At 32.9% G+C, this 17119-nt stretch carries 24 protein-coding genes; 22 read left to right on the top strand and 2 right to left on the bottom strand.

The genetic code is table 11. The features are described 5' to 3' along the window. Nucleotides 1-15: 15 nt before the first annotated feature. The 18 genes from BN990_RS19630 (at nt 16) to BN990_RS21640 (ending at nt 13378) form a co-directional block, all read left to right on the top strand. On the top strand, nt 16-363 hold the full coding sequence (locus tag BN990_RS19630) for a hypothetical protein (protein WP_038246559.1): 348 nt from the start codon (nt 16-18) through the stop codon (nt 361-363). Between the two features lie 3 nt (nt 364-366). After that, complete coding sequence (locus BN990_RS19625) at nt 367-1104, top strand: PD-(D/E)XK nuclease family protein (RefSeq protein ID WP_038246554.1); 738 nt, start codon at nt 367-369, stop codon at nt 1102-1104. Between the two features lie 28 nt (nt 1105-1132). Beyond that, complete coding sequence (locus tag BN990_RS19620) at nt 1133-1543, top strand: deoxycytidylate deaminase (RefSeq protein ID WP_198433949.1); 411 nt, start codon at nt 1133-1135, stop codon at nt 1541-1543. Nucleotides 1544-1704: 161 nt separating this feature from the next. Next, complete coding sequence (locus BN990_RS19615; protein ID WP_038246545.1) at nt 1705-2607, top strand: S8 family peptidase; 903 nt, start codon at nt 1705-1707, stop codon at nt 2605-2607. A 283-nt stretch (nt 2608-2890) separates the two neighbouring features. Continuing rightward, nucleotides 2891-3019, top strand: a complete 129-nt coding sequence (locus tag BN990_RS23435; protein WP_269778088.1) for a hypothetical protein — start codon at nt 2891-2893, stop codon at nt 3017-3019. Beyond that, complete coding sequence (locus tag BN990_RS19610; protein ID WP_148530740.1) at nt 2967-3446, top strand: hypothetical protein; 480 nt, start codon at nt 2967-2969, stop codon at nt 3444-3446. The genes BN990_RS23435 and BN990_RS19610 overlap by 53 nt, the downstream gene beginning before the upstream one ends. Before the next feature lie 14 nt (nt 3447-3460). After that, complete coding sequence (locus BN990_RS21650; protein ID WP_051739330.1) at nt 3461-4009, top strand: RusA family crossover junction endodeoxyribonuclease; 549 nt, start codon at nt 3461-3463, stop codon at nt 4007-4009. Continuing rightward, nucleotides 3972-4736: a sigma-70 family RNA polymerase sigma factor gene (locus tag BN990_RS19600; protein ID WP_038246537.1), complete on the top strand. Its 765-nt coding sequence runs from the start codon at nt 3972-3974 to the stop codon at nt 4734-4736. Before BN990_RS21650 ends, BN990_RS19600 begins: the two co-directional genes overlap by 38 nt. Beyond that, nucleotides 4715-4909 carry a hypothetical protein gene (locus BN990_RS19595; RefSeq protein WP_038246525.1) on the top strand — a complete coding sequence of 65 codons (195 nt, stop codon included), beginning with the start codon at nt 4715-4717 and terminating at the stop codon, nt 4907-4909. Before BN990_RS19600 ends, BN990_RS19595 begins: the two co-directional genes overlap by 22 nt. Before the next feature lie 103 nt (nt 4910-5012). Then, nucleotides 5013-5330 carry an extracellular matrix/biofilm biosynthesis regulator RemA family protein gene (locus tag BN990_RS19590; protein ID WP_038246521.1) on the top strand — a complete coding sequence of 106 codons (318 nt, stop codon included), beginning with the start codon at nt 5013-5015 and terminating at the stop codon, nt 5328-5330. A gap of 11 nt (nt 5331-5341) precedes the next feature. Further along, complete coding sequence (locus BN990_RS19585; RefSeq protein WP_038246517.1) at nt 5342-8851, top strand: DNA polymerase III subunit alpha; 3510 nt, start codon at nt 5342-5344, stop codon at nt 8849-8851. Nucleotides 8852-8854: 3 nt separating this feature from the next. After that, nucleotides 8855-9259, top strand: a complete 405-nt coding sequence (locus BN990_RS19580; protein WP_038246514.1) for a hypothetical protein — start codon at nt 8855-8857, stop codon at nt 9257-9259. A 25-nt stretch (nt 9260-9284) separates the two neighbouring features. Further along, on the top strand, nt 9285-9647 hold the full coding sequence (locus BN990_RS19575) for a nucleoside triphosphate pyrophosphohydrolase family protein (protein ID WP_051739328.1): 363 nt from the start codon (nt 9285-9287) through the stop codon (nt 9645-9647). 20 nt (nt 9648-9667) lie between these two features. Then, entirely contained in the window at nt 9668-10993 is a 1326-nt protein-coding gene (locus BN990_RS23430; protein ID WP_051739326.1) for a LysM peptidoglycan-binding domain-containing protein, read from the top strand. Nucleotides 10994-11067: 74 nt separating this feature from the next. Then, complete coding sequence (locus tag BN990_RS19565; protein ID WP_038246511.1) at nt 11068-12393, top strand: metallophosphoesterase family protein; 1326 nt, start codon at nt 11068-11070, stop codon at nt 12391-12393. Next, nucleotides 12383-12622 carry a hypothetical protein gene (locus BN990_RS19560; protein WP_038246509.1) on the top strand — a complete coding sequence of 80 codons (240 nt, stop codon included), beginning with the start codon at nt 12383-12385 and terminating at the stop codon, nt 12620-12622. The genes BN990_RS19565 and BN990_RS19560 overlap by 11 nt, the downstream gene beginning before the upstream one ends. Further along, nucleotides 12586-12828: a hypothetical protein gene (locus BN990_RS19555; protein WP_038246506.1), complete on the top strand. Its 243-nt coding sequence runs from the start codon at nt 12586-12588 to the stop codon at nt 12826-12828. Before BN990_RS19560 ends, BN990_RS19555 begins: the two co-directional genes overlap by 37 nt. Further along, the gene (locus tag BN990_RS21640; protein WP_051739324.1) at nt 12821-13378 is read left to right on the top strand and encodes a guanylate kinase; all 558 of its coding nucleotides are present in this window, start codon (nt 12821-12823) and stop codon (nt 13376-13378) included. Before BN990_RS19555 ends, BN990_RS21640 begins: the two co-directional genes overlap by 8 nt. On the opposite strand, the gene BN990_RS19545 is transcribed toward BN990_RS21640, so the two are convergent. Continuing rightward, nucleotides 13375-13746, bottom strand: coding sequence for a hypothetical protein (locus tag BN990_RS19545; RefSeq protein ID WP_038246503.1), 372 nt, complete (start codon nt 13744-13746; stop codon nt 13375-13377). The two genes, BN990_RS21640 and BN990_RS19545, sit on opposite strands and share 4 nt — an antisense overlap. Before the next feature lie 258 nt (nt 13747-14004). Between BN990_RS19545 and BN990_RS19540 the strand changes: the two genes are divergently transcribed. The 4 genes from BN990_RS19540 to hag all read left to right on the top strand — a co-directional run bounded on the left by BN990_RS19540 (nt 14005) and on the right by hag (nt 16658). Further along, nucleotides 14005-14379 (top strand): helix-turn-helix domain-containing protein, encoded by a 375-nt coding sequence (locus BN990_RS19540; RefSeq protein WP_038246501.1) that lies wholly within the window; start codon nt 14005-14007, stop codon nt 14377-14379. 153 nt (nt 14380-14532) lie between these two features. Further along, complete coding sequence (locus BN990_RS19535) at nt 14533-15345, top strand: ATP-dependent DNA ligase (protein WP_038246499.1); 813 nt, start codon at nt 14533-14535, stop codon at nt 15343-15345. A gap of 168 nt (nt 15346-15513) precedes the next feature. Beyond that, nucleotides 15514-15687 (top strand): carbon storage regulator, encoded by a 174-nt coding sequence (locus BN990_RS22145; RefSeq protein WP_081856189.1) that lies wholly within the window; start codon nt 15514-15516, stop codon nt 15685-15687. Nucleotides 15688-15776: 89 nt separating this feature from the next. Continuing rightward, nucleotides 15777-16658, top strand: a complete 882-nt coding sequence (gene hag, locus BN990_RS19530; RefSeq protein WP_038246496.1) for a flagellin Hag — start codon at nt 15777-15779, stop codon at nt 16656-16658. Between the two features lie 97 nt (nt 16659-16755). Here the strand turns inward: hag and BN990_RS19525 are convergent, their stop codons facing one another. Next, nucleotides 16756-16971, bottom strand: a complete 216-nt coding sequence (locus BN990_RS19525) for a hypothetical protein (protein WP_038246493.1) — start codon at nt 16969-16971, stop codon at nt 16756-16758. Nucleotides 16972-17119 lie beyond the last annotated feature (148 nt).

Genomic DNA, 17119 nt, shown 5'->3' with positions numbered 1-17119 from the left:
GAGGAGGAATAGCAAATGGAATTAATTGAAGCATATTTACAAGCAACAAGCAATGATAATATAAGGCTAATCAATTTACAGAGTAAAATTGAAGAACTAGTAACAAAAGAAGTATTAACTATTGATGAGCTTGAGTTCATCATAGAGCAAAAAGTTAATGCTAAAAAGGCCTTAAAAAGCTTTAGTAGTCGTTCTATAACAGATTATATAAATGATGCAATTGCTGGAAGTTTACGGGATAGATTAGAAAATGATCTTAACAATCCATTTGCTATAGATCATCAGAGATTAGCTTTTGAAAGAGAATATTATGCTGATTTCAGGACTAGTAGCTTACCGTCAATGGCATCGTTAGAGGATTAATTCATGAATGCCGTTATAACATTAAGTGACTTATATGAGTTTAAGCGCTGTTCTCTTCGCTATAAACTTACTAAAAAAGATAAGTTAAACACTAGTCTAAACGCAGCTGATGGATTGCGTGAAGCAGTAAATAGTACCATTAACTATTTCTATTATAATCTTCAGGATGGCAAGTTCATCACAATGGGAGAGCTTAAAGAAAAATTCTCAAGCATTTGGTATGGAGAAATGGATCTTTATGACATTAAATTAAATGGAGATAGAGAAAAACGCACAAGAGAATTAGAAGCATTTAAAATGCTGCAACAAATGTATCGCAAGGAACAGCGATCAGAATCAGATATAGTAGCTGTAAATTTAGATTTTCGTATTCCATTTGGCGATTTTGCAATTCAAGACAAGATACCTTTAATAAGAAAGACACTTCAAGGATATGAAATAGTAAATTTTAAAACTGGTAAACAGAAATATGATGAATTTTGGCAGCGTACAGATATGGGTATTACACTACAAGCTATTGCTTTTGATTCAATGTTTAAAAAAATTGCTGACAGTTTTTGTATAGAAAATATACGTACTTCTAAAACAATATATGTTGAGCGTGCACGTAAAGACTATCAGCGACTATACAAGTCTGTAAAAATGATGAAAACAGCTATGAGTCAAGGCTGGTATTATCCTAATGAAAGTTTCATGTGTAGCTCATGTCCTGTTAAAGATTTATGTATGGAATGGAGATAATTTTGTTAGAAGTAATAGAGGAGGGTATATATTGAGAAAAACATGGGATGAATATTTTATTGATCAAGCTACCTTAGTAAGTCAACGAGCTACATGTGATAGGTTACATGTAGGCTGTGTGTTAGTAAAAGACAATCGTATTATAGCTACAGGATATAATGGTTCTATTAGCGGGCACACACACTGTGACGATGAAGGACACCTTATGTATGAAGGAGGATGTAAGCGAACCATACATGCTGAATTAAATGCCTTGTTGCAATGTGCTAAACATGGGGTGAGCTGTGAGGGAGCTATTGCATATGTCACAGATTACCCATGTCCTGATTGCATGAAATCTCTTAATCAAGCAGGAATTAAGAAAGTAATATACAAGAAAATGTATCCGCACCGTTATAATAATTCGTTCAATGAAGGGATGGATATTAAAGAATGTTAAATAATGTACAAGCAAGAATAAAACAATTATTTTGTAAACACCGCTATGACTATTCTGGGGAGTACTTCTACCTTAAAAATTCGAACTATGCAAAAATATATGCTGAAACTTGTAATAAGTGTGGAAAGAGAAAAAAGTTATAGATTGGTAGTGAATATGCAATGATTAAAGAAAACGTAGTCACATTTGACTCTCATCAAATAAAAGAAGTTCATTTACCAGATCTAGGTACAGATTTCATTGACTGGGGACTTCATACAATAATGGCTCCAACAGCTTGGGAAAGAACAAAAGGGGAAAACATTAAAGTAGCTGTATTAGATACAGGGATAGATTATAATCATCCAGATTTAATAAATAATGTTAAAGATCATAAAGACTTTACTAATTCACCTTCTGCTTCACTTGATATTCAAGGACATGGCACACATGTGGCTGGAATAATAGCCGGTAGCGATAACGGTGTTGGAATCACCGGTGTTGCACCTGACGCTGAAATTTATGCAGGAAAAGTATTAGGAGACAATGGAAGTGGGTCATTTGGTTCTATTATAAAAGGCATTAGATGGGCAATAAGTAAAAAAGTAGATATTATTAATATGAGTTTAGGTACAGCAAAACAACCACCAAATGATTTTTATGAGGCAATTAAACAAGCGAAAGCTCAAGGTATTGTAATCGTAGCTGCTACAGGAAATGCAAATAGCAGCGTTTGTTATCCCGCAAGGTATGACGAAGTAATTGCAGTAGGTGCAATTGATAATAAATACGATAAAGCAAGTTTCTCTAATTATGGTGTAAAAAACGAAATTACAGCACCAGGTGTTGATATACTATCTTGTTACAAGAATAAGGGTTATGCTAAATTATCAGGAACTTCAATGGCAACCCCCATTATAACAGGGTCAATTGCTTTATACCTGTCCATTCATAAAAATTTTTCTAAATCTGTAAACATCGATGTAATCCATAAGGCCATATCACAAGCTACTGTAGATTTAGGAAATGACGGAAAAGATGAGTATTTTGGAGCTGGATTAATTAATCTGGCAAAACTTATATAAAACTTAGCAGAATCTTTAGGATTCTGCTTTATTTTTAAGAATTATGTGATATAATAGTTTTATTGAAAGGCATTACATTTAAAGGAGTGATTTTAATCGGTTCTTTAAAAGTTCATTATAACTGTGCCGAAGAGTTTTTTAGTTTTATTTTATGCAACAATTGCAAAACTATTGAGACTTGGGAGCGGGTAAGAGAGGATCAATTTCGATGTGTGAAGTGTGATTGTCACCTAGACATTAGCCAAGAAAAACAAAGAATTGAATTTCGAAAGGAGGATATAAATTGATTGATATTGTTGAGGATGAAGGAAAAGGCATTAAAATGAGTAATCTAAAACAGTCAGTAAAGGAGGAGCAAAATGAGCGAAGTACAGGAAAAGATAAGCAATCGAATGAGGAAAATCGGAAGTAAAAAGAACTTTTCATTAGAAAGTGGAGCAGCAGAAATAAAGAAAAATGATAAACTTATAAATGTTAATGTCAATACAGACGGTGGTGTCCAAGTTATAGATTTGATATTAGAACCACATCATTTTGACGAGTTAAGTTCTGAAGTACGTCTAAATTTTGATGAATATTGTAATGCTTTAAATGACTTTATCGATGAGGAAGAAGATGACTGGAAATCTTTACGCATGAAAGATCAAGTAAATATGACGAGTGATCATATTATTAAAGCGACAATTATTAAATATGCAAAAGAAAAAGAACATATTGACGTCGATAAAGCTTCGGGGATAGAAATTAGTTATTTAAAAAGACACAATGAAAAAGGCATGTACCTTGGTGAAGCAATTAACGTGACATTAACGATTATGCCACAACTTGGGATCAATTAGAAAGGAGAATGATAATGTATGAAAAGTTAATTCTCCCGATGATGATGTTTGGGAAATTTCGATCAACCAAACCGAAGAAAGATAAAAATGGAAAGACGATGAAGAATAATAAAGGAAATTATATTCGGGAAAAATGTTGGGTTTATCATGATGAAAACAATGGAGACCCTGGTGTTTATCCTAGTGTGAATCATATATATGAGCGAATGGCAAAAGGAAGGCAACGATTAACTAAACCAGCTCAGGAGTTATCGGATAAATGGGCAGATCTGGCGAAAATGTGGGTTAGAGATAATGAATGGAACTTTGCAGCTGGAAAAGTAGTGCTTGAATTAACTGCTTACTTTCCAAATGATAACAGAAAAAGAGACACCCATAATGCTTTTAAATTAATGATGGATGCTCTTGAAGATATTATTTATGAAAATGATAGCTTAGCACTGCCTAGAGTAATAGATTTTCATAAAGTTAAAAACGGTGAAAATCCTTATTTTGAATTGAATATTTATAAAAAGGACAAAGAAAATGAAGTTATGCAAAACAGATATCGAACTGCTAGTTAAGTCATATCAGGAGGAGAAAGAATCAGAAGCATTAGTTAAGCAATTCTCCAATTTCATCAATAAATATTATAAGTTGTTTACATTTGAGAATATTGACTTTAGTAATTATGATATTCGCTATTTTCTTAGTTGTTATCTTGCTGATAATGTAGATAGAAAGTCTCTTCGTAGAGGCAAGTACCACTCGAAGCAAGATATTTCAAACGCATATTCAGTTTTAAAATATTTAAAACAAGCTTTTAAAAGCTTAGATCATGAAGACATCTATCATGAGGTGTTAATTCCATTCCTAGAATGCGCTAATCGCTATAAGGATATGAATAAAAGCTTCAGTGCTTATATATATGAAGCATATAAATATGAACTAATAAGACATATAAAAGAGCTAATGAGGCATCAACATACAAGTCAAGTGATGCTCCCCAATTGCAATGAATCTGATGATGAGCTAAGTGATAATCTTCATATAGAACTAGAAGAAGATCTTATACTTAATCACCCGTTTTGGCTTAATGGAATTAATGCACAGTACCCCTTCTCAGAACTTACAAGAGAGGGTAGGCTTATTCTCACAAAGTATTACTTAGAACGAAACACGGATAAACAAATTGGAAGACTAATCGGTAAGAATAGAAGATCCGTAAATCGTTCAAGGCTTAGAATTGTTCGTCAAATTCAAGATAAAATCAGTCAGGGGGAAGTTAAATGGGCACGGTGGTCGGAATAGTCGGTGTTGGGTTTAATGAAAAACAAATCATGTTAAAAGTTGATAAAGATACTAAGATTCAAGAAGAAAATAATTATGTAGCAATAAAAAATGTTATCTTTCCACATCAACTCTATAGGGAATTACATTTAGTTGATGAGACTTCATTAGAGAATATTGAAAAGTTATTATAAAACCCTTAATATAAATATATAACCAATATGTAATGCATTACAAAAAGAGATGAAGATTTATATGCCATATACCCTATAAAATATGAAAAGGATGTATGACATAATGAATATACAATTAATTAACGTTGGATTTGAGAACTTTGTAGTAGCAAATAAGATTATTAGTGTAAGTAATGCTGGGTCAAGTCCTGTAAAAAGACAAATTAAAGCTGCCAAAGAAAAAGGGTTTTATATTGATTTGACTGAAGGTAGAAGAACAAACACAATTATCTTCAGTGAAAATGGAGGAGGAGATTTAATTTTAATTGCAGTTGCTCCTCAACCACAAACAATTAAAAGCAGAATAAATAAAACTAAAGAAGAGAACAGATTACTTAATGAGGCTTCTTCTATTGAGAGAGAAGGCTATATCGTACACTAAGGAGTTTGAATATGTTAAATAAACCCGAAACGATCGTACATGTTCATGTTCATGGAGAAGAAAGCGCCCTTGACGGTTTATCTACGATTAAACAACTTATAGCGAGGGCTGTTGAAATAGGCAGCCCAGCATTAGGTTTAACCGATCATGGTGTTATGTCTGGTATTGCAGATTTTATTAAAGAATGTGAAGAAGCCAATATAAAACCGATTCCTGGTTGCGAAGCTTATATGACAGAAAATAGACAGCTTCAAAGTAAAGAACTTGAACGAATGCGAGAATATATTGGAAGTAAATATAAGATCACTGACAATAAAGGGAAATTTAAAAAGAAAGCCTTTAATAACTTCATAAAAACAATAAAAAAAGATTTTAGTTGTTTTGAAACAGAGGCCAGTTTATTATTACAGAGCTATCTTATGGATGAAGAAATGGATTTATTTGATATCATGAATCAAGAAGATAAAAGCACTGATGAGAAGTTAGATGAATTTAAGCAGGACATTCTAGAATATCTAGATTATGCAGATAATTATCATTTACTCCTCTTAGCTGTTAATAATCAAGGATTAAAAGATTTATATAAGATCATTTCTGACTCCCATATAAACGGCTTTTATTCAGATCCAAGAACTGATCTTCGTTACATACGAAGAAATGGTCTAGGGAAGAACATAATTGCTACATCTGCATGTTTGGGTAGTTATTTTGCACGTTTAATTATGCAAAATAGAAGAGAGGATGCTATTTCGTTTATACAAGAGTGTAAAGAAACTTTTCACTCTTTCTATTTAGAGAAACAAGCAACGTTGATTCGTGAACAAATATATTTAAATAAAGTTATAGATGAATTATCTATAAAGACGAACACACCCAAAATCATAACAACAGATGTTCACTTTGCTAGAAAAGAAGATCACCGAGTACATGATATTCTTGTTGCTGGATCGATGAATAAATGCGTACTAGATGAAGACAGATATCATTACGCAGAAGACCACTATTTAAAAACTGTAGAAGAGATACGGAAGCATATCAATGATGAGGAAGCAATTGCAAACACTTTAGAGATAGCAGAGATCGTGAATGTTACACTTCCAAAAGAGCCGTTATTTCCTAAATTTATTATCGAGTCTGAGGATTCAGCGGAAGCTATACTAAGAAAAAAATCTTGGAATTCGTTGTTTCAATACTGTTTACGAAATACAGAGATTGACTACTACGAGTATGCAAAACGTTTAGATTATGAGCTTGATGTTATTTGCAATGAAGGATTTGCTGACTATTTTCTTATCACAGAAGACTTTGTTAATGCTGCAAAAGATGAAGGATTTTTAATTGGTCCAGGTAGAGGATCTGGAGCTGGTTCATTAGTATGTTTTGTTCTTTCTATTACTACTTTAGATCCCATAGAACATAAATTGCTTTTTGAACGCTTTTTAAATCCAGAACGTGTCGGATACCCTGATATTGATTTGGATTTCAGCTATGAGGCTGCCCAATGGACACAAGAGTACTTAAAAAGAAAATATGGAAAAGATCATGTAGCTCAAATAGGAACAAAAGGAACGTTGGCTGCCAGAGCTGCTATTCGATTTGTGTCAAAAGCAATGGGATATAGTGAAAAAGGTAATTTAACTTTAGAAGATGCATTCGCTACAGCAATACCCGCAACTCCAGGAATATCATTAAGCGAAGCACATTCGCAAGAAGAAAAAGTCAGAAACTATGCCAAGCAATACCCTGAATGGTGGCAAGTAGCATGTGCATTAGAAGGTCATATAAGAAGCTTTGGAGTACATGCGGCTGGTGTTGTAATATCTCCTGAACCTTTAACTAATATAGTCCCATTAAGATTAGATAAGCAGGGACTTGTCACAACACAATACACCATGGATTGGATCGAAAAGTTATTAGTAAAGTTTGATCTCTTGAAGCTTGATACTCTAGATTTAATTAAACTTACAATGACATATGCAGACATGAATCCAAAAGCAATAGAAAGTATTAATTTAAATGATCCTCTTGTTTATGAAAATATTTATAACAAGCTAAGACTTAATGGAATTTTCCAAGTTGAGAGCGATGGTATGAAAGATGTAATCGAAAAATTACAGCCTAACTGCTTTGCTGATATAGGGATCATACTTGCCTTATACCGACCAGGTCCAATGGACTTAATTCCTAGCTATATTAACCGCAAATTCGGCAGAGAAGCTATTACTTACCCATTTGAAGAGTTAAAACCAGTACTAGATGAAACTTATGGTATTTGGTGTTACCAAGAACAAATAATGAGTGCTTCTCAGATACTTGGCGGTTTAACCTTAGGTCAAGCAGATATGATTCGAAAAGGTGTAGCTAAGAAAAAGCCTAAGTTAATGAACCGATGGATTGATTTAATGATTTATGGAAGTAACATCTACAAAACAGAACAAATTAAGCTTTATAAACAATATTCAAGTCCTGATTTAGTTCCTAAGGATAGTGGTGGTCACGATACAATATGGGTTGACTTTGAGGAAATAGAAACTAATTTTAAAGGCATTCCTGAGGTAGAAGGGGCAATAGGAAGAGGCTTTGATTTAAATACTTTACTAGAACTGAAAAAGCAATGGATTAAGTTTGGAGAGTATTGCTTTAACAAAGCACACTCCGCTTCATATGCAAAAATAAGTGTCCAAACAGCATGGTTGAAAAACTATTATCCCGCTGAATTTTTGGCAGCATTACTAACCATCTCTGAAGGCAAGAAAGATAAGAGCGGCGATGCTAAATCAATTAAGTACATGCGTGAATGTGAAGAAATGAATATAGGTATTTCACCGCCTGATATTAATGAATCAAAAGCTAACTGGACTCCAATATCAAATGTGGAGAAAGGGAATAACATTGATTTTTCAAACTATAGTGAGGATTTAAGTGAATTTACTAAAAAACCAGCACAATATATACGTTATGGATTAGGTAGTATTGCTGGAATAAGTGAAGAATCTGTGCAAGCAATTATTGATGCCCAACCTTATAAGAGTATTCAAATGTTAGTTGAGAAAACGGATAGCCGAAAAGTTAATAAAACCAAGGTTGTAAATCTTATTAAATCAGGAGCCTTCGATTCTATTAACAAGAATCGTAATAAGTTGCTCATTGACTATGGCAACTTAAAAGGAGAACAGGTAGATTTACCCTCTACAACTGGAAAATCTACCATAATTCAATACGAGCGAGAAACACTCGGAACAAGCGTAACCATAAAGTCTAGGTGGGAAACAATTGAAGATGGGAAAACAGACATTCAATTCACGGGTAATTTAAAAACTATTGATCCCTTTATGAGTAAAAAGGGGCAAGAACATGCTCGAGTAACTATCGAAACAAATGAAGACATATTGAATGGGCTTATCTTTAATAGACAGTGGAAGGACTTGAAAAACCAACTAATTATAGGACAAAGGGTAATAGCAAAAGGGAAAAAGGATAACAACACCTTTCTTATAAATAATTTGAGAGCCGAGGTGTAAATAATGGAATTAGTAGAAGCGTATTTAGAATCTGTTAATGAAAGACCAATAATAAAAAAAGATAAACAATACGGAAAATACAATGAATTCTTAAGCCATCCTCATCATGCTTATATTTTAGATATAAATAAAAGAAGATTTGAAGAAACTAAACTAATTATAATATCTATGTCTACAAATAATGATTACGTCTACACAATGGGTAGTACTATCCCACATCAGACAAGAACTTGGGAAGTAGTTTTCGAGATTGCTGAGTTAAGTGAGCCTCTTGAGAGCCTAAATTACAGGAATCATATACGAATAGTTACACAGAAATATGAAATAGAAGGAACCATTATGGATATTAACCAAGATGAATTTGAGTTAATTGCAAATGGATTTAAAACTTTTAATGTAATGCACTAACAAAAATTAAAGGAGGTGATTAAAAATGACATCAAAGAACGTTGAAACAATAACTGATATATGTGAATATCAAAAGTTAGCACAACGAACAGCTCCATTAGATATGGAAAAACAACACCGGCTATCTGTTGCAGGATTAGGACTTGCTGGAGAAGCAGGTGAAGTAGCAGATTTAATAAAGAAACATTTGGGACACGGGCATGATCTGCCAATGGATAAGTTAATAAAAGAATTAGGTGACGCTCAGTGGTATATCAATGAAGTTGCATCTATCTTTAATATTCCAATGAGTAAGATTCTAACTAAGAATATAAATAAATTAGCAGATCGTTACCCCGATGGTTTTAGTGAAGAGAGAAGCATAAACCGTGATAAGTACGGAGTATAACATGTTAAAGGAGAATGTATATGGCAATTAAAGATGTTCCAAAGTATAAAGATATTAGAAATAAAATAAGAAGAAATGGAAGTTTTCCGTATGTTGGAACTGCAGTTAAAGATACTCATGTAATACACCATTCTTTAACCCCGATGAATGCAGGAGGATCTAATCCATATAGTTTTGCAGACTATCATATCGATACACATGGTTGGCCAAGTATTGGTTATAATATTGTAATTATGCCAGATGGAACAGTATATCATTGTAATGACTTTGACAAACGTGCCTATCATGCTGGTAATACTAACACAAGATCTATTGGCACATGCTTAGCAGGAGATTTTAGAAAAGGAAAAGAAAAACCAACAAAAGCTCAACTTAAATCATTATATAACGTAAATAAGGAATTGTATAAAGAACTGAAAAATATGAGAAGAACCATTGGTCATTTTGAGTGTCCTGGATACTCATGGAAAAACTGCCCTGGAGACGGATGGGATTATAATGATGCGATTAATCAAAAAACAGGCTCTAGTGCTGGTCCTTCAGATTTACCTAGTTATTATACAGTTCAAGAGGGAGACACATTCTGGTCAATTGCTAAAGAAATTGAGGGATTAAGCATGGACGATCTTATGAAGATGAATCCATCTATAGATCCTAAGAAACTTATGCCTGGAATGAAATTGAAAATGGCTAAAGAAGCAAATGGATCCACTTACACAGTTAAAAAGAACGACACTCTTTGGGGAATTGCCAGAGCTTATTCTGGAGTAGATGCATCAGATATTAAAAAAGCTAACAACTTAAAATCTGATGTTATACATCCTGGAGATAAATTAATCATACCAGGAAAGAAAAACAATAATACTTCTAATAGTTCTAGTAAAACTTCTTCAACTTCAGGAACAATTAAAAAAGGTTCAAATGTAACTTTATCTAAATCAGCTAACAAGTATGCTACTGGAGAAAGGATTCCTTCATCTGTAAAAGGTAAAAGTTATACAGTTCAGCAAGTTAAGTCGGACAGAGTATTGCTCAAAGAAATATATTCTTGGGTTTATAAAAAAGATGTAAATGGTGGTAGTTCTAGTTCATCTAGCAGCAGCTCGTCTTCAAGCTCAAACATTAATACAGTTGGCCACATTAAAATTGTGAATGTAAATAATGCAGCCATTGTTATGGATCGACCAGACAGAGAAAACTCTAAAAATCTAGGCACAATTTCAAAAGGAAAGAAAGTGGAGATTGCTGGTTCAGTAAAAGGCAAAAATAGTAATACAGGTTACTGGGAGATCATCTATAAAGGAAGACGTGCTTATATAACTGGTAAATATGGAAAACAGGTTTAACTTTTAAATAATTAAAAAACAGCGAACTTAATTCTAAAAACAGGGACATTTTTAGAATTGGGGAGAGAAAAAAATTGAGTAAAAAAACAATAAATTGGAGCTCTGCAGAGGGTAAAAAAGCAACCGCATTTATACTTAGTCAACATCGAGCAAAAGTTAAATACAAAGATATTGCTAATGAAGTGAATGAAAAATTTGATCTGCCTAAACCAGTAACCTATGAAAACATCAGATACATTTGTAAAAGGAAAAAAAGCATAGTAGATAAAAAAAATACTAAGACAGCAAAGACAGATGCAGAGCTAGTTGAAATATACGAAAAGATTGATGAAGAAGAGGCGAAGCAAAATGAGAAAGAAGAACAAGAGCAGGCTATTAAAAAAGCTAAAGAAGATGCTCGCAAAAGAAAAGACAAGCAATTACTCAGTAAGCTTTTAAAAGAAAGAGGAACAACAGAACTTATCATTGAAACCTTCGAAGAAACAATTAAAGCTTTTGAATGGATAGATATCAAACCACCTAAACCTATTAAAGGTACGAAGGATAATGTTGAAGAAGCAATTTTGTTATTCTCTGATGCCCAAATCGGAGAACATATAAGTGAAGAGGATACCCAGGGGTTTGGGGAATATAACATAAATATATTTAAAGAAAGAATGGATAAGTTAGTCCGACAAGTTAGAGAAAATGTTGCATCACATCGTTTATCAAAAAACATTCAGACCCTTAATCTATTCATGCTAGGAGATAATGTAGATGGTATAGGTATATACCGTGGTCAAGAACATCATTTAGATGCATTGGTAGTTGAGCAATTACTTGTAGGTGCAGAAAAAATCGCTGAATCTATTATTCATCTTCTTGGCACATTTGAAAAGATTAATATAACAGGAATAGTTGGAAATCATGGTCGTATTGGTAGAAAAGGAGAGAATCCTTCTCATGTAAATTATGATTTTCTTTTGTATAAGATGTTAGAAAAGATGTTGCAAAACTATAAAGAACGAATTGAATGGACAATTCCCAAATCAAACTGGATCTTAAAAGATGTCCTAGGAAATGGATTCTTACTATTACATGGAGATACCATTAAAGGATGGAATGGTATTCCTTACTATGGCATTGATCGTGCTGATTCAAGACTAACTAAAATGCTGCAATCCCAAGGGAAGACATATAAATATTTATGTTTGGGGCATCATCATAACCCAGGAGATGTTGATTCACCAAATGGAGAAAAAATACTGAACGGAACAATGGTTGGTGGATCAAGTTTTTCAATTAACCAATTGCATACTACAAGTCGACCTTCCCAATGGTTTTTTGGAATAAATAAAGAAGCAGGTATTACATGGAGATACAAACTTCTTTTAGATATGGACGACTCTCATGCAAATTAAACAAGAATTAACTACAGTAATACTAACTAGTTCAGCGAACTTTTTAAGGGTAGCACTCTGTATAGGTGCTTATTATAAATTTGGAATGTCATTATCTCTAGGACTAGTTCTCTTCTTCATACTAAATAAGTTAACGGCGATAGAAAAAGGGATCTATGATAATGAAAATAAGCTAGAGGAGATGAAAAATACATGGAATCCTATCTCGAAATTACGGAAGCCTATTTAAAAATGCTTAAGAATACAGCTACAAAAGAAAATATTACAATATCAGAGAAAATTGCAGAAGAGATGTTTGATATAACTAGCAAAATAGTAGATGCTCACAATTTATCAATTATAGAGGCTACATTATCTACAACGATGGTTCACCACAAGATAATTGAACTAATGGAAAACGAACTACAGGTTGACTTGGAGAAAAGGTATGAATAAACTATACTGTTTAATAGGCCCATCTTCAGCCGGTAAAGATTCTATAAAATATGCATCTGGTTTACCATATGTGGTATCCTATCGAACTCGTAAAAAGAGAAAAGGTGAAATTGAAGGAAGAGACGGATACTTTATCTCTAGAGATGAATTCAATGACAAACACGATAAATGGATTGCAAAAACAGATTATGGTGGGAACTTGTACGGAATTACAATGGAAGAGATTAAACAGTTGGGGAAATCATCAATGATCTATGTAATTGATTGGGATGGATTTTTGTATATGAAGAATAAATTTAAAGAACTGAATATGATTAACGAAGTAGTTAGTATTTATATTGATGTAGATCCCCGTGATTTAAGGAACAGAATGGTTAAACAGGAACGGTCTGAGATAGAAATTCAACAAAGATTAAAAAGGCTGCATTTGGATTTGAAAGTAAAACATAAATGCGACTATATCATTAATAATAAAGGTTCATTAGAATATGCAGTTGAGCAATTATTTAATGTAATTGATGAGAACTGCACTTGCACACGATCCATTTAGATCGTGTGCTTCTCTTTACATTGGTATTCAAGTCCGCTCACACAGTCTAAATATATATCTTCTATAAATGAAAAACGATTACCCATGATAATATAAATTGAATTTTTTATTTCTGTCTTTAATTGATCAATATCATACTTTTCTAGGTACGGCCCTTCTATTAGTTCGTTAACAATAGATTGCGATAATATAGGAATAATGTCATTATTCTTGTTATTATAGTAATCCTCATTAATGGTGCTAAAGAAGGTATATAGTTCCCCTTCAACAGTATCATTAGTACATACGTCCCCGTTGTTTGCCACATGTTGTAAAAAAAGATAATTAATAGAAGATACTGCTATTTCGTGAATCTTATTGGTAATCATAATTAACCCCCCACGTTTCATTGTAAGTAATTATATCAGACGTTAAGCAACTAGGCAAGAACACCTGTTCTCATATTAGCGATTTATGTACGATTAAAAACTTTTTGTAAACTAGTGGTTTACGCTGACAATTTATAGAATACATGATTTAATATGGAAAGTAAATAAATAATTGGGGAAATTTTATGTCGATTTGTCTATTGCATTTTGGTTATCTAGGAGAATATACTTAGTTTATAACATAGAGAGGATAAATAGATGAGTGAAATATCACGTCGTATGTTGTTTGGAGATTATATCTATAGCTTGAGAAAAGATAAGGGGGTGACGACAAGAGAAGCAGGAGCAATACTTGGGATTTCAGCTCAATATGTTAGTCTGCTTGAAAGAGGCAGAAAAGAACCATCAGATGAAATAATCAACAGCATTGCAACATATTATAAGATTGAATCACAGGTCTTATTTAGTCTATTAAAACGAATCCCTTTAAATGTACAAGCCGAAATAGTGAATAATGAATATTTATTGGATCTGATTTACTTCTTTAAAGATCAAAAAAACTTATCCAAAAAACAGAAACAAAAATTTAGTGAAGAACTAATAAACCTATACAATAATATACTTAATGATTAGCTAAGAAAAAGAGAGGGGTAGCATGAAGACCAGCCATTATAGTATATGTATAATATTCTCCTTTAGCTACCTTCTATATACTAGTATATTTACTATAAATACCAGTAAAAAACCACTTTATGCAGTGTTATAATTGAACATAGGGGTGATTATATGTATGTATCTCCTATGCTACTAAATAAAGTTGACCATCCCTTTGAGGATGATTCATATATAACAGAATTAAAATTAGATGGTATTCGCATTATTTGGACGAATTTCAACAATAAAGTTCGTATTTATACACGGCACAATAATGAAGTGACATCTATTTTCCCTGAATTAGCTACTATTGATTTACCAGAAGGTACTGTATTAGATGGTGAAATCGTTGTTCCAGGCGATGGTGGAAAGCCTGATTTTGAAGCAGTTATGGAACGATTTATGTCTAAAAAGTCAAACCACCAAATACAATACTGCGTTTTTGATATTATTTACTTTAATGGTGAAAAGGTAACTTCATATTCATTACCTCAAAGAAAAGAATTACTTGATGAAATAATACCTGAAGAGAATATGAATATCGGAACAGTTAGATGGATATATGGAAATGAAACAGCTTATTTTGATCTTATAAAGCAGAATAAGCTAGAAGGTATCGTAATGAAGAAGGCCTATTCTCGTTATGAAGTAGGAAAACGTAGTGATTCTTGGTTGAAGGTAATTAACTACCAATATGAAGATGTCTTTATAACAGGTTTCCGTAAAGGAGAATTCGGACTACTATTATCTTTTCTAAACCATGAACCTGCTGGAATGCTGGAGTTTATGCCACCTGATGACCGAAAAAGAATTTACTCTTCTCATAAGGTTGTATCAGAAAATCAAAATTTTAAATTTATCGAACCGATTAAGTGCCATGTTAAGTATCGAAACTTAACTAAACAAGGAAAATTAAGAATACCGTCATTTGTGGAGTGGTTATAAACTCCACTTTTTTTTTGTCTATTTTGCTATCAATATAATAATTTAATATACACCCAATAAGTAGCAAAAAACAATTAGATCGTTTTAATAAAAAATTTTTGCTTTTTTTCTACACAAATTTAAATCGGTACCGATATAAGTAGTGTGATCATCAAGGAGGATGAATAAATGGCTTTACAAATTAGAAGAAATGAAGGAGAAAAGTTTCTTATTGTAAATGAGAAGGGGGAAAAGATAGAAATAAAAATACTAGAGGAACATGGTCATAAACAGATACCATTGTCTATTGAAGCTCCACCAAATTATAAAATTTGGAGAGAAGAGATTTATAAAGAGGAATAACTCTCATTTATATGAGGTTATTATATATTAATTAACGATTCACAAGGATAGGTTTCGTTAAAAAAACAAAACAAGGAGGTTGGATTAATATGATTATTAATCACAACATTGCGGCGCTTAACACGCACCGTCAACTATCAGGTAACAACAGTGCAGTACAAAATTCTTTGGAGAAGCTTTCTTCAGGCCTACAAATTAACAAGGCTGGAGATGATGCAGCAGGTCTTGCAATCTCTGAAAAAATGCGTGGCCAAATTCGTGGATTAGAAATGGCATCTAAAAACTCTCAAGATGGTATTTCATTAATTCAAACAGCAGAAGGCGCACTAAACGAATCACACGCTATTTTACAACGTATGCGTGAACTTACTGTACAAGCTTCTAACACTGGTACACAGGAAGAAGAAGATTTACAAGCTATTCAAGATGAAATTAATTCATTAGTTCAAGAATTAGGCGGAACTGGTGAGAGTCAAGGTATTTCTGATCGTACTGAATTTAACGGAAAAACATTGCTAGATGGTTCTTTCGAAGAAGGTACTGCTGAATTAACTTTCCAAGTTGGAGCAAATGCTGAACAGCAACTATCTATTAACATTGGAGATATGAGTGCTGCTGGTTTAGAAGTTGACGATGTAAATGTAATGGGCACACCAGCTGATACAGAAGCTGGAACACCAGCTGTGCCATTTGACTTCGATGCTGAAGTTAAGAAAATCGATGATGCTATTAATGAAGTATCAACACAACGTTCTTCATTAGGTGCAGTACAAAACCGTCTAGAGCATACGATTAACAACCTTGGGGCATCTGCTGAAAACTTAACAGCTGCTGAGTCACGTATTCGTGATGTTGATATGGCCAAAGAGATGATGAATTTCACTAAAAATAATATTCTTACACAGGCTGCTCAAAGTATGTTGGCACAAGCAAATCAACAACCGCAAGGAGTATTACAATTACTCCGTTAATTAGTTAAATATAGCTGAGAATCCTGCTCTTTCCTAATGAGCAGGATTTTTTATAGCTAAATTTTATAAATTTTTTTCTCTCTAGAAATAATATCTACTATTCCTTACGATTTTTTATATCTATAAGAATAAGTATTATTGCAACAACAAAAGTTAAAATACTCAAGATAAATAGTGGTAATGAGTAAGTAAAATCTAAACTATTTCCTAAAGAATTTTTAACGATACTAACTAATGCAGAAGTTGTAAAATGTGCTGAAATCAGGATTGCAGATGCAATCAATAAGCTAGATGCGATGATGCTTAGTTTCATAAAATATTACCTCCTTCATTTAACATATATATTATCACATATTTGTAATAGAACGAAAAAACAGTAATATTTGACAATTTTTACAATTGTGTTACATTATTACTGAGACGTCTCAAAATTAAAAGAAAAGTAAAGGGAGTTGTAACTT

The sequence above is a fragment of the Virgibacillus salexigens genome (genome assembly GCF_000723585.1).
Classification (GTDB): Bacteria; Bacillota; Bacilli; order Bacillales; family Amphibacillaceae; genus Virgibacillus; species Virgibacillus salexigens.
This window is presented reverse-complemented; position numbering and strand designations above follow the sequence as displayed.